The sequence below is a fragment of the Fredinandcohnia onubensis genome, assembly GCF_002734215.1.
In the GTDB taxonomy this organism is placed as follows: Bacteria; Bacillota; Bacilli; order Bacillales; family Bacillaceae_L; genus Ferdinandcohnia; species Ferdinandcohnia onubensis.
This window is the reverse complement of sequence record NZ_NSEB01000002.1, coordinates 222,749-236,363: the sequence shown is the minus strand read 5'-3', so window position 1 is coordinate 236,363 and position 13,615 is coordinate 222,749. Positions and strand designations below refer to the sequence as shown.

At 41.7% G+C, this 13,615-nt stretch carries 12 protein-coding genes; 1 reads left to right on the top strand and 11 read right to left on the bottom strand.

The features are described from left to right. Positions 1–48: 48 nt before the first annotated feature. The 5 genes from CKK03_RS01565 to CKK03_RS01545 all read right to left on the bottom strand — a co-directional run bounded on the left by CKK03_RS01565 (position 49) and on the right by CKK03_RS01545 (position 6,906). Positions 49–1,188: an acyl-CoA dehydrogenase gene (locus tag CKK03_RS01565; protein WP_099360879.1), complete on the bottom strand. Its 1,140-nt coding sequence runs from the start codon at positions 1,186–1,188 to the stop codon at positions 49–51. Positions 1,189–1,276: 88 nt separating this feature from the next. Further along, on the bottom strand, positions 1,277–2,410 hold the full coding sequence (locus CKK03_RS01560) for an acyl-CoA dehydrogenase (RefSeq protein WP_099360878.1): 1,134 nt from the start codon (positions 2,408–2,410) through the stop codon (positions 1,277–1,279). Positions 2,411–2,480: 70 nt separating this feature from the next. Continuing rightward, positions 2,481–3,335, bottom strand: coding sequence for a 3-hydroxybutyryl-CoA dehydrogenase (locus tag CKK03_RS01555; protein ID WP_099360877.1), 855 nt, complete (start codon positions 3,333–3,335; stop codon positions 2,481–2,483). A 58-nt stretch (positions 3,336–3,393) separates the two neighbouring features. Next, on the bottom strand, positions 3,394–4,575 hold the full coding sequence (locus CKK03_RS01550) for an acetyl-CoA C-acetyltransferase (RefSeq protein WP_099360876.1): 1,182 nt from the start codon (positions 4,573–4,575) through the stop codon (positions 3,394–3,396). A gap of 210 nt (positions 4,576–4,785) precedes the next feature. Continuing rightward, entirely contained in the window at positions 4,786–6,906 is a 2,121-nt protein-coding gene (locus CKK03_RS01545; RefSeq protein WP_099360875.1) for a (Fe-S)-binding protein, read from the bottom strand. A 186-nt stretch (positions 6,907–7,092) separates the two neighbouring features. On the opposite strand from CKK03_RS01545, the gene cls reads away from it, so the two are divergent. Further along, positions 7,093–8,295, top strand: coding sequence for a cardiolipin synthase (gene cls, locus CKK03_RS01540; RefSeq protein ID WP_099360874.1), 1,203 nt, complete (start codon positions 7,093–7,095; stop codon positions 8,293–8,295). Between the two features lie 234 nt (positions 8,296–8,529). On the opposite strand, the gene CKK03_RS01535 is transcribed toward cls, so the two are convergent. The 6 genes from CKK03_RS01535 to speE form a co-directional block, all read right to left on the bottom strand. Continuing rightward, on the bottom strand, positions 8,530–8,709 hold the full coding sequence (locus CKK03_RS01535; protein ID WP_099360873.1) for a XapX domain-containing protein: 180 nt from the start codon (positions 8,707–8,709) through the stop codon (positions 8,530–8,532). Positions 8,710–8,789: 80 nt separating this feature from the next. Further along, positions 8,790–10,460, bottom strand: coding sequence for an arginine--tRNA ligase (gene argS / locus CKK03_RS01530; RefSeq protein ID WP_099360872.1), 1,671 nt, complete (start codon positions 10,458–10,460; stop codon positions 8,790–8,792). Beyond that, entirely contained in the window at positions 10,461–10,892 is a 432-nt protein-coding gene (locus CKK03_RS01525; RefSeq protein ID WP_099360871.1) for a YwiB family protein, read from the bottom strand. It abuts the gene before it with no gap. A 117-nt stretch (positions 10,893–11,009) separates the two neighbouring features. After that, a complete protein-coding gene (locus CKK03_RS01520; RefSeq protein WP_099360870.1) occupies positions 11,010–11,387 on the bottom strand; it encodes a cytochrome-c oxidase in 378 nt (125 codons plus the stop codon). Positions 11,388–11,548: 161 nt separating this feature from the next. Next, a complete protein-coding gene (speB, locus tag CKK03_RS01515) occupies positions 11,549–12,427 on the bottom strand; it encodes an agmatinase (RefSeq protein ID WP_099360869.1) in 879 nt (292 codons plus the stop codon). A 201-nt stretch (positions 12,428–12,628) separates the two neighbouring features. Next, positions 12,629–13,453, bottom strand: coding sequence for a spermidine synthase (gene speE, locus CKK03_RS01510; protein ID WP_099360868.1), 825 nt, complete (start codon positions 13,451–13,453; stop codon positions 12,629–12,631). Between the last annotated feature and the right edge of the window lie 162 nt (positions 13,454–13,615).

Sequence of the window (13,615 nt, the reverse complement as noted above, 5' to 3'; positions counted from 1 at the left end):
ATCGTCCCACCGTTTTTCCAGGGACAAGGGACCTGTCCCCTTATCCCACTATTTTGTTAACATTCTAGATATGACGAGGCGTTGAATTTCTTGTGTGCCTTCATAGATTTGGGTTATTTTTGCGTCACGCATATAGCGCTCGACTGGATAGTCCTTTGTATAGCCGTAACCACCAAAGACTTGAACGGCTTCTGTTGTTACTTTCATCGCAGTATCACCAGCAAAAAGTTTTGACATGGCAGATTCTTTTCCATATGGAAGTCCTTCAGATTCTAGCCACGCAGCTTGATAGGTTAAGAGACGAGATGCCTCGACACTTGTTGCCATATCCGCAAGCTTGAAGCCTACTCCCTGTTGAGCGGCAATCGGTTTACCGAACTGGACACGTTCTTTCGCATATTCGGTAGCTGCATCAAGAGCTCCCTGAGCAATACCAACCGCCTGGGCCGCAATTCCGTTACGTCCTCCATCAAGCGTCATCATAGCAATCTTAAAGCCTTCACCCTCTTCGCCAAGTAAGTTTTCCTTAGGGACACGGCACTCTTCAAACATAATTTCAGTAGTAGGTGATGAACGAATGCCCATCTTCTGTTCCTTTTTCCCTACAGAGAAACCTTGGAAGTCGCTTTCAATAATAAACGCACTTGTACCTTTATGTTTTGAAGTTGGGTCGGTTAACGCAAACACCACATAAATATCAGCAATTCCACCGTTTGTGATGAAGATTTTAGACCCGTTTAACACATAATGGTCGCCTTCTACTCTAGCAGTTGTTCTCATTCCACCTGCATCTGAGCCAGACCCAGGCTCTGTTAATCCATAAGCACCAATTTTTTCTCCCTGTGCCATTGGACGTAAGTATTTTTGTTTCTGTTCTTCACTACCAAACTTGTAAATCGGCCAACCTGCAAGAGATGTATGAGCGGAAAGAGTTACACCTGTTGATGCACATACTCTTGAAAGCTCTTCAACTGCGATACAATATGCTAAATAGTCACTGCCGATACCACCATACTCCTCTGGCCATGGAATCCCGGTTAAGCCAAGCTCTGCCATTTTGTCGAAAATTTCACGATCAAAGCGTTCTTCTTCATCACGCTCCGCCGCTGTCGGTGCAACCTCATTCTTTGCAAAATCACGAACCATCTTACGAATCATTTCATGCTCTTCAGACAACTTAAAATACATCTCCATTACCTCCATTGGGACAGAGGGACAGGTCCCTCGTCCTACCATTTTTTTCCTAGGACAAGGGACCTGTCCCCTTGACCCACTTTTATAGATGTTTGCTGATGACGATTTTTTGAATTTCGCTGGTGCCTTCGTATATTTCAGTTATTTTGGCATCACGGAAGTATCGTTCTACCGGATAATCTTTTGTATAGCCATAGCCCCCGTAAACCTGAATGGCTTCGGTTGTGACCTCCACTGCTGTTCTTGAGGCAAATAGCTTTGCCATCGAGGATTCTTTACCACACGGTAAGCCCTGGTCGCGTAGAAAGGCAGCCCGATAGACTAGTAGTCTTGCAGCCTCAACATTTGTCGCCATATCTGCAAGCTTAAAGCCAACTCCCTGCAAGGAGGCGATCGGTTTGCCGAATTGGTAACGATTCTTCGCATACTCCACTGCATGCTCAAGTGCTGCCTCCGCAATCCCAAGCGCTTGAGCAGCAATGCCGATTCGACCCATACTTAGATTCGCCATCGCGACTTTAAAGCCCTCACCTTCAACGCCTAAAATATTCTCAACTGGCACCTTCACATCCTCTAGCGTGATTTGAAGCGTACGTGAACCGAGAAGTCCCATTTTATGCTCATCTTTTCCGAACACAAAGCCCGGTGTATCTTTTTCAACAATAAAAGCTGTAATGCCCTTGCTTCCCGTTTCGTTCGGGTTTGTGCGGGCAAACACAATATATACATCCGCTTCGCCACCATTTGTGACAAACACCTTTGAACCATTTAACACATAATGGTCATCCTTTTTAACAGCTCTTGTTTTTAAACTTGCTGCATCTGAGCCAGCGCTCGGTTCAGTGAGACAAAAAGCCCCCAGATACTGTCCGCTTGCAAGTTTTGGAATATACTTTTGCTTTTGCTCTTCCGTTCCGAAATATAAGATGGGATGCGTACCAACTGAGGTATGAACGGATAAAATAACCCCGATGGTCGCGCTCACCTTAGAGAGCTCGTTGATCGCAATAATATAGGACGTAAAATCCATCCCGGCTCCACCATATTTTTCAGGGGTTGTAATTCCCATTAACCCAAGGGACCCCATTTTCGAAAGAACTTCTCGTGGAAATTCTCCCTTTTCCATACGCTCCACAAACGGTGCGATTTCCTCTTTTGCAAAATCACGTACCATTTTTCGCATCATTTCTTGTTCTTCTGTAAAATGAAAATTCATGCTGTTTCCCTCCAATGTGGGATCTTGATGAGTTGGGCTATGTTTAAGAGTTGTCACTTAGTGCTCACCCCTATCCTTCGTACGTGTAGAAACCTCGACCAGATTTTTTCCCTAACCAACCAGCTTTTACATATTTACGAAGCAATGGACATGGTCTGTATTTGTCGTCCCCAAAGCCTTCATGTAGGGTCTCCATAATGTAAAGACATGTATCAAGCCCGATAAAATCAGCGAGAGTTAGTGGCCCCATCGGATGATTCATGCCAAGCTTCATCACTTCGTCAATTGCTTCTTTTGTAGCAACACCTTCATAGAGAGTGTAAATGGCTTCATTTATCATCGGCATTAAAATACGATTTGACACAAATCCTGGGAAGTCATTGACTTCGACCGGTACTTTATTCAACGTTTTAGTCATATCTTCAATCACTTGATAGACTTCATCAGTTGTGGCTAAGCCACGAATAATTTCAACTAATTTCATGACTGGAACTGGATTCATAAAATGCATGCCAATTACCTTTTCCGGGCGCTTCGTGGCCGCGGCAATTTCTGTAATTGGAAGAGAGGAAGTATTTGTTGCTAAAATAGCATTCTGAGGTGCAATTTCATCTAGTTGTGAGAAAAGTTTTGTCTTGATGTCCATATTTTCAACCGCCGCCTCAATCACAAGGTCGACATCACTTGCATTTTGCAAATCAAGAGAGGGAGTAAGTCTTCCCAAGGTCGCTTTCTTCTCTTCTTCACTCATGCGACCTTTATCAACTTGGCGTGTAAGGTTTTTCGTAATCGTCCCAAACCCCCGATCCAAGTATTCTTGTTTTAAATCATGGAGTTTCACATCATAGCCTGCCATCGCACAAACCTGTGCAATCCCAGATCCCATCTGTCCTGCACCTATGACCATCACCTTTTGAACCTTCATCAAACATACCTCCTATCGGTGGTGAAACAAGTGTCACCACCTGTCTATTTTTTGAGATTTAGTTTACTTCGACCATAATTGCATCGCCTTGGCCGCCACCACTACAGATCGCTGCAATACCGATGCCACCACCACGGCGTTTTAGTTCATGAATAAGGGTAATAATAATTCTTGCCCCACTAGCCCCGATTGGGTGACCAAGTGCTACTGCCCCACCATTGACATTGACTTTCTCAGGGTCAAGATTAGCAATTTTGCCACTTGTTAAAGCAACTGCCGCAAAGGCTTCGTTAATTTCAAACAAATCGATTTCATCGACTGATTTGCCCGCTTTCTTTAACAATTCATTGATGACCAAGCCCGGAGTTTTCGGGAAATCCTTTGCTTCAACGGAAATTGCTGCATGGGCTAGTATCGTTGCAAGAGGCTCTTTTCCTTCTTGCTGTGCTCGCTCCTCACTCATAAGAACAAGTGCAGCTGCTCCATCATTCACCCCAGGCGCATTCCCAGCCGTAATCGTGCCATCTGCGCTAAACACGGACTTCAGCTTTGCCAGTTTTTCAATGGTTGTGTCTGCTCGTGGAGCTTCGTCTTGATCAATTACTGTGGTTGCACCTTTACGGCCTTTTACCTCTACTGCAACGATTTCCTCTGCAAACTTGCCAGATTCAATTGCCGCAATCGCACGTTGGTGACTGCGGAGAGCCCACTCGTCTTGTTCTTCACGGGAAATATTATACTCTAACGCTACCTCATTGCCATAGGTCCCCATATGAACACCCTGGAAGCTACAGGTTAAGCCATCATGAACCATTAAGTCTTTTAGGTTTGCATCTCCCATTCGTAGTCCAAAGCGTGCTTTAGGTAAAAAATAAGGCGCATTGCTCATCGATTCCATACCACCAGCTACAATTACCTCTTCGTCACCTGCTCGAATAATTTGATCAGCAAGTGTGACACTGCGAAGTCCTGATGCGCACACTTTATTGATGGTTTCTGTTTTTACTTCCCACGGAATTCCTGCGTTTCTTGCAGCCTGTCGGGATGGAATTTGCCCTTGGCCACCCTGTAGAACATTTCCAAAGATCACTTCATCAATTTTTTCACCATCAATGCCTGCCCGTTTTAATGCTTCCTTGATGGCGATTCCACCAAGTTCAGACGCTGTTAATGAACTAAGACTTCCCCCTAATTTCCCAAACGGAGTACGAACACCACTGACAATCACTGTTTTCACCATGCTCCAACCTCCTTGTTTTTGGCCTCGAATAAAACAACCTCCGAAACCGCTTACATTTTTTCGACTGAACGCTCGCTCAACCTTGTCTGAAAGAAGGAGGCGTACCAATGTACACCTCTCTTTATCTGTTAATCTATTACGAATAAATAAAATGTTTCCTATATTGCTATTTTACAACATTACAGATGGAAGATAAATCATATATTACCATTAAGATGCAATTTCTTTCTGATCACCAACAACGGATCTTTCAAGGATTTCAGCGATATCATATGTGCCGATTTGCTCCTCCACTTCCTTCGCCTTTGTACCATCGCTTAGCATTGTTAAGCAGTACGGGCAACCAGAACCAATCGTGGTAGGACTTACCGCAATCGCTTGCTCTGTTCTTGCTACGTTAATACGAGTTCCTATATCCTCTTCCATCCACATGAGACCACCGCCAGCTCCACAGCACATTCCCTTTTCACGGTTACGTTCCATTTCAACCAGCTGAACACCTGGAATTTGTTTTAAAATTTCGCGAGGTGGGTCATATACATCATTGTATCGGCCTAAATAACAGGAATCATGCCATGTAATCACTTCATTTACAGCATGCTTTGGAACCAATCGTCCCTCTTTTACAAGGTCATACAATAGCTCAGTATGGTGCACAACCTCGACATCTTCAAGCCCCATATCTGGATACTCATTTTTGAAGATATTGTAGGCATGTGGGTCGATTGTGACAATCTTCTTCACTTCTGCCTTTTCAAATTCAGCAATATTGTTTGTCGCAAGCTCTTGGAATAGGAATTCATTTCCGAGACGACGAGGTGTGTCTCCAGAGTTTTTCTCTTTGTTTCCTAATATCGCAAACTTCACGCCAGCCTCATTCATAAGCTTCGCAAAAGAAAGAGCTATTTTTTGGCTTCGGTTATCGAATGCACCCATCGAGCCAACCCAGAATAAATATTCGAACTCTTCACCGGCTTTTTTCATTTCTTTTACAGTTGGTACATGAACATCTTCACGAACTTCACGCCAGTTTTCTTTTTCCTTACGATTGAGTCCCCATGGATTTCCTTGACGCTCAATATTCGTCATCGCACGTTGAGCATCCGCATCCATTTTACCTTCTGTAAGAACAAGATAACGGCGTAAATCAATAATTTTATCAACATGCTCGTTCATTACTGGACATTGGTCTTCACAGTTACGGCAAGTTGTACAAGCCCAAATCTCTTCTTCAGTAATGACATCCCCAATTAAGCTTGGGTTGTATGCCAATTCTGACGTTGCAGCCGATTCATTCGCACCTTGGCTAGCTGAAGATAGTGCCAACTGATTTGCTTTTGTATGATTGAATGCCACAGCTGGAACCCACGGAACCTGTGATGTTACAACAGCACCTGTTTCCGTTAAGTGATCACGCAATTTCACAATTAAATCCATTGGCGAAAGCATTTTTCCAGTACCTGTTGCCGGACACATATTGGTACAGCGCCCACATTCCACACATGCATAAAGATCGACTAGCTGCGTTTGCTTGAAGTCTTCAATTTTCCCAACACCAAATGTTTCTTGCGTTTCATCCTCAAAATCAATTTTTTCAAGCTTCCCTGGGCTTGTTTGTCTGCTTAAATACACATTCGCAGGACCCGCAATTAAATGCGCGTGCTTTGATTGCGGCACATAGACTAAGAAGCTTAACAGGAAGATTAAATGAATCCACCACGCGACGTAAAAAATTACAATTGCGGCTGTTTCATTAAGACCACCTAACGCAAGTGAGATTACGGATGCAATAGGCTCGGTCCAAGTTGCTTCATGGCCATGCCATACGATTCCAGCCCCGTTTCCTACTAAAACAGATAACATTAAACCACCAATAAATAATAAAACAAGTCCTGATTTAAAGCCCCTTTTCAATCGAACAAGCTTTTCCACATAACGGCGATGAAAAGCCCAAACGACCGCAACTAAAATCATAAAGGTGACAATCTCTTGGAAAAAAGTAAAGCCTGGATACAAAGGTCCAAGTGGAAGATGTGAGCCTGGTTTTAGGCCCTTCCAAATAAAATCAATCGCTCCAAATTGGACAAGAATAAACCCATAAAAGAACATCACATGGATGATTCCACTCTTTTTATCTTTTAAAAGTTTTTTCTGCCCAAACACGTTGACCCAAATCCGCTGAAGGCGCTCCTTTACTTCTCCATCAAATTCGACCTTTTTGCCAAGCTTGATATAGGCAATCCTTGTCTTGATTAGATAAACGAAAAGATAAATGGCGTAAGCGGTTACAGATAAGAATGCAAGAAGATTAATGACTAAGAGGATATTCACTTTTTAACCCCTTTCTAAAATTTTTAATGGAATTAATTTTCTGACTATATGGTTTATATCTCCATTATATAATGAATGAGCATTCAGTCAACAACTTTTTCTTTAAAAACCTTAAATAATCATTCCAACTTTCGTATAAACTAAGTGAACGCCATAAAGCACAACCTCATCATAGGAGGGGTATATTTGCGAGCAATCTTCTGGATTGTCCTTATTATCATTATTCTATTACTGTTACTCCGTCTTGATTACAGTCTCGGTAGAAAAAGTCACCTAAAGAAACAAGTTGATGAGGAGTTCCCTCTACGCGAGAGTAACATATCCCTTTATTCAACAGGGGAAACACTCTTCAACGATTTATTTACAGACATTCAAAACGCAACTGACCATGTCCATGTCCAATTTTACATTTTGAAGGACGACAACTTCAGCAAGGAATTTGTCTCTCTTGTAAAGCAAAAAGCTGAACAAGGTGTCAAAGTACGTTTGTTAGTTGATTGGGCAGGTGGTTACCATGTCACAAAGGAAATGGAAAAAGACTTGGCTCGATCAGGAGTTTCATTTGCCTATAGCAATAAGCCAAACTTCCCTTACTTTTTTTATAAACTCAATGCACGTAATCACCGAAAGATTACCGTCATTGATGGAAAAACGGGCTATATTGGCGGATTCAATATTGGAAAAGAATATCTTGGGGAAGATCCTAAATTCGGGTTCTGGCGGGATTATCATTTGAAGTTGACTGGTGAAGGAGTCACAGACTTACAATCGCAGTTTTTGGAGGACTGGTATGACTCCACTAAGGAAGCCGTTGCAAATCGTGAAGCGTATTTCCCACCACTTCCTAAAGGAAAGTCACAAGCGAGGTTCATTTCTACTGATGGGGCCCATCTTGAAGACGATTTTATCAGTATGATTAAACAAGCTGAACGAGATATTATCATTGGTTCTCCTTATTTTGTGCCAAGCGACCAACTCAAAAAAGAACTAATTGATGCCGCAAAACGAAATATTAGGATTCATGTCCTTTTACCGAAAAAACCGGATCACCCTTTAGTCAAAGAGGCCGCCATTCCATATATGGACGAGCTCTCAAAACTTGGTATTCAGTTTCATATGTACACCAGGGGATTTTACCACGCAAAGGTCATTTGCATTGATGACAAGCTTTGCGATATCGGAACGGCCAATTTTGATAAAAGAAGTCTTTACTCCAACTATGAAATTAATTGCTATATCCATGACAAAGAAGTGATTCAAGCGATCAAAAAGATAGTGGAAGAGGATTTTAAAACATCAAATGAGCTCACCCGTGACCGAATCGAAGAACTAAAGGCGGAAAATAAGTTTAAGATTAAAATCGCCACGTGGTTTTCGCACTTTTTATAGGGGGATAAGTGCGGAAAACCTGTTTTTTTGTAAGGGAATAGCTACCTAGGCGCTGAATACTGTCACTATTTCGTAAAATACTGTCACTAGCCGATTTCTGCCAGTATCCCAAAATACTGCCACTATTTCAGATTTACTATCGCTAATCAAAAGATACTGCCACTATTCGAGATTTACTGCCACTATCTAAAAAATACTGCCACTAACAAATCAGGCACCCGTGATGGGTGCCTGTTATTTTGGTCCAAATTGAATCATTGGCGCTAACCATTGGAATAGTTTAAATCCTAAATAAACCCCAACGATTCCAGTCACCCCTGCAAGTGCCGGTGGGGCCGGGATTGGCAGTTTTAATAAAGCAAAAATAAATCCGACAACTACACCCGTCAAGAGTGCTAAGATAACCTCTTTCATGTATGTATCCTCCCTTTTCCCTTCATTATTCCCGTTAAAAAGGCCCTCTACTCAACGTAAGGGCCTCTTGTATATATAGATTACATTTTTTCAGGTGCAGATACACCGATTAGCTTTAATGAATTTTGCAATGTGATTTGAACAGCTTTCATTAACGCAAGACGTGCTTTCGTTTTTTCAAGATTGTCTTGATCAAGCACCTTCTCAGCATTGTAAAAGCTATGAAGGGCTGCTGCTAGTTCATTAATATAGTTTGTGATGCGATGTGGAATTCGTTTTTCTGCTGCTTCTGTTACCGCTGCAGGGAATTCACCAAGCTTTTTCAGTAGGTCAACTTCTTTTTCAGAATTGATATAGTCAAGCGCATAATCACCATCTAAAGCAATATTCATCTCATCGCCAGAGCGTAGCATACTGCAAATACGTGCATGTGCATATTGCGCATAGTACACAGGGTTCTCGTTAGATTGAGACACTGCTAAATCAAGGTCGAAATCAAGATGAGTGTCTGAGCTTCTCATTGCAAAGAAGTATCGAACGGCATCTAAGCCAACCTCTTCTGTCAGTTCACGCATTGTAACAGCTTTTCCGGTACGCTTACTCATCTTCATTTTTTCACCATCTTTAAATAGGTGAACAAGCTGAATGATTTCAACCTCAAGTGTGTCCTTATCATAGCCTAGTGCTTGAATCGCAGCCTTCATCCGAGGGATATAGCCGTGATGGTCTGCTCCCCACACATTAATAAGCTTTTCAAAGCCACGCTCGAGCTTGTCCTGATGGTACGCGATGTCAGGAGTTAAATACGTATAAGAACCGTCATTTTTAATTAAAACGCGGTCTTTGTCATCGCCGAATGTTGTTGAACGGAACCAAGTTGCACCGTCTTCCTCATAAATATGACCTGCATTACGAATCGCTTCAAGTGCACGGTCAATTTTTCCGTTATTATATAGAGACGTCTCTGAATACCAAACATCAAAACGAACGCGATATTCCTCTAGATCCTTTTGAAGCTTTTCCATCTCGTATTTCAAACCATATTCACGGAAAAAGGCAAACCGTTCTTTTTCATCCATCGCGACATATTTATCGCCAAATTCTTCTGCAAGTCGCTTTCCAATGCCCACGATATCTTGGCCATGATAGCCATCCTCTGGCATTTCCGCCTCTTGGCCTAGCGCTTGAAGATAGCGTGCCTCAACAGATTTTGCAAGGTTATTAATTTGGTTCCCAGCATCATTGATATAGTACTCACGGGACACTTCATAACCCGCTTTTTGTAAAATATTACTTAAAGAATCACCCACCGCTGCACCACGAGCATGTCCAAGGTGAAGGTCACCTGTTGGGTTTGCTGAAACAAACTCCACCTGAACCTTTTGATTGTTGCCAACAGTTGTTTCACCGTAGGCCTCACCCGCTGTTAAAATGGTCGGGATAAGATCTGTTAAGTATGAATTATTCATATAAAAATTGATGAACCCAGGTCCTGCGATTTCAATTTTTTCGATTGATGCTTTTGATTTATCAAAGTTAGCTACGATCTCTTCTGCAATCATACGAGGTGCCTTTTTTGCCACACGTGCAAGTTGCATTGCCATGTTTGTCGCATAGTCCCCGTGCGCTTTATCCTTTGGAAGCTCCAACACAACTTCCGGAATTTGTTCTTCTGTTGCTAGCCCAGCTTTTACAACTGAGTCCTTAATTTCCGCTTTCAAGCGTTCTTTTACTTGATCAACAACATTCATCTAGTTTCGCTCCTCAAATGTAATGGTTATTTTATGTAATCCAGACTTTTCACCATGTAGTGAAAGCTCATATGCTAAAAATAACGTCCCTTTACGAGAGTTTTTGTACCATTTGTATTCTATATTATTTGTTTTTGCAGTGAGGTCAAAGGTTCCATGCTGGTTTTGGAATGAACCATTGGTGGTTGCATTTTTTCGGTAAACCTGACGCATTTTCACCTGTCCCGAACGAAGGATGAGAACCTCTTTTTCTGAGATTTTAATAACGGTTTTAACCGTACCTGTTTCTTGCTTTTCGTCAAATTGCAAATATGTATTGTCGCCTTTTATGTAGTATAGACCATTTGCGTTAAAAGCAACATTTTCTTTTCGCTTTCCATCCTTAATTTCCGTTACAAATTTGAGGTCAATAGGTACTCCTGCTTGACTCATTTCCACACATCCCTATAGGTCATTAACTTTACTAGTATACGGTATTTTGTAATAGGATTTCAAATTAAAAAAGAAAACTCGGCCTAAGCCGAGTAAGCAGTGTGTATTATTAAGATATTATTGCTTTGTGACTTTAACGTTCAAGAAAATATTGATTGCAAACAGGATAATCGCGAGGGTTGTTACAGTACCACCGACCGCAATTGCTGGTTCAACTGCTGCATTTCCGAGCATTAACATCGTGAGTCCAATCATCATAACCGGTAAACCAATATTATGAAGCCAAAAATGAATCTTTCCAAGCTTGGATTCTCCTGCCTGCGGGAACAAATAATAGACAATGCCCGCAAGCCCCATAGATGCCCAGCCTAATAAGTTAATATGAACATGGACCCCTGTTAATGTGTAATTATGTGACATAGACATGCCCATCCCAATGAGAACACCAATCACAAAATACAATGCGGCCATTTTCAAAAAGCGAACCCCGACCATCGAACTCCCCCTTTAATAGGTAAAATGTAGTTCAAATGTAGTATATTCATCTGGTTAGAAAGAATTGTCATAATAGTAAAAATTTATTTTAACAGGACTATGGTTTGGCAAAAAGCAAAAAAAGCCTGAGCCACAAGGCCCAAGCTTTCTAACAGAAGTATTTACTTTTTCTGTATCCATCCTAAAATCATTTCACGAATGAGTTTACTTGCGGTATTCGCCGTTTGTTCAGACGGATCATAGATCGGTGCAACCTCGACCAAATCTGAGCCAACTACACGCACATCGGATTTTGCAATCTCATGAATCGCGCCTAACAACTCTTTAGATGTAATACCCCCTGCATCAACTGTACCTGTACCTGGTGCATGTGCTGGATCCAATACATCAATGTCAATGGTCACATACACAGGACGACCCGCTAATTTCGGAAGAATCTTTTTAAGTGGCTCAAGCACTTCAAATTTTGAAATGTGCATGCCGTTTTCCTTTGCCCATTGAAACTCTTCCTTCATCCCTGAACGAATTCCAAATGAATAAACATTCTCTGGTCCGATTAATTCTGCAATTTTACGAATGGGTGTGGAGTGGGAAAGTGCCTCTCCCTCGTAATTCTCACGTAAATCAGTATGGGCATCCATATGAATAATCGCAAGATCTGGATACTTTTTATGAACAGCCTTCATGACCGGCCAAGAAACGAGATGCTCACCGCCCATACCAAGTGGATATTTTCCAGCTGCAAGTACCTGATCAACAAAGTCTTCAATCATTTCAATACTGCGCTGCGGATTTCCGAAAGGCAATGGAATATCACCGGCATCATAATATTTCACTTCTTCTAGTTCTTTATCGAGATAAGGACTGTATTCCTCAAGTCCAATCGACACCTCACGAATTCGGCTCGGTCCAAAACGTGAGCCTGGACGGTAGCTGACTGTCCAGTCCATTGGCATTCCGTAAATAACCGCTTCGCTCTCTTCAAAATTCGGATGGCTTTTGATAAATACATTTCCTGAATAAGCTTCATCAAATCTCATCGAAAATCCCCCAATTATTATAAAATCAAATACGCCTTGGCGTATTTGCGCCCAGATTTTTTCGAGCATGCTCGAAAAACTACCTTTGAAAATCTGTGGCATCCGCCGGAGGCTTTTAATTTAATTCAGTAGGTTATTATCTTTTTTGCAGATTGCAGTTCTCCACAAAAATCGGTGTGTTAATTAACACCTTATACTGAATTAAATTAGATCCGCAACAAATTTAGGCAATACAAATGCTGCTTTGTGGAGTTCTTTAGTGTAGTATTTTGTTTCAATTTCATGGAATCGGTCTTCACTTACTTCTAATGGATCATATTTTTTCGAACCGATTGTGAATGTCCATAGACCACTTGGATAAGTTGGGATGTTCGCAATATAAAGACGTGTGATTGGGAAGATTTCCTTCACATCACGCTGCACGTTGCGGATTAAGTCTGGAGTAAACCAAGGGTTGTCCGTTTGCGCGACAAATACACCGTCTTCTTTTAACGCTTTTGAAATCCCTGCATAAAAGCCTTTTGTGAACAGATTTACCGCTGGACCTACAGGCTCAGTAGAGTCAACCAAAATGACATCATACTCATTTTCACTGTTCGCAATATGCAAGAAACCATCATCAACCTTCACATCGACACGTGGGTCTTCAAGCTTCCCTGCGATTTCAGGAAGGTATTTCTTTGAGTACTCAATTACTTTTCCATCAATATCAACTAAAGTTGCTTTTTTCACACTTGGGTGCTTTAACACTTCACGGATTACACCGCCATCACCGCCACCTACAACAAGGACGTTTTCAGGATTTGGGTGAGTGAACAACGGCACGTGTGCCACCATTTCGTGATAGACGAATTCATCCACTTGAGTCGTCATAACCATCCCATCAAGAACGAGCATGTTGCCGAATTCCTCAGTTTCTATCATATCGAGCTTTTGAAACTCTGTTTGTTCTGTATGTAAGGTTTGTTTAATTTTTGCTGTGATACCAAAGCTTTTTGTTTGTTTCTCCGTAAACCATAATTCCATTTTCATAACATCCTTTCATTGAATAACTTAGGGATTTATTCCCTTATCGTTCCCTATTCCCTTAAAAAAATCGATGTCAACTTCAAAAAGTATAAGGCAACTACCCGAAAATGCAAGAAAATTTTTCTTGTTTTAGCAAATAAATGTTTAAAAAGGCAGAAA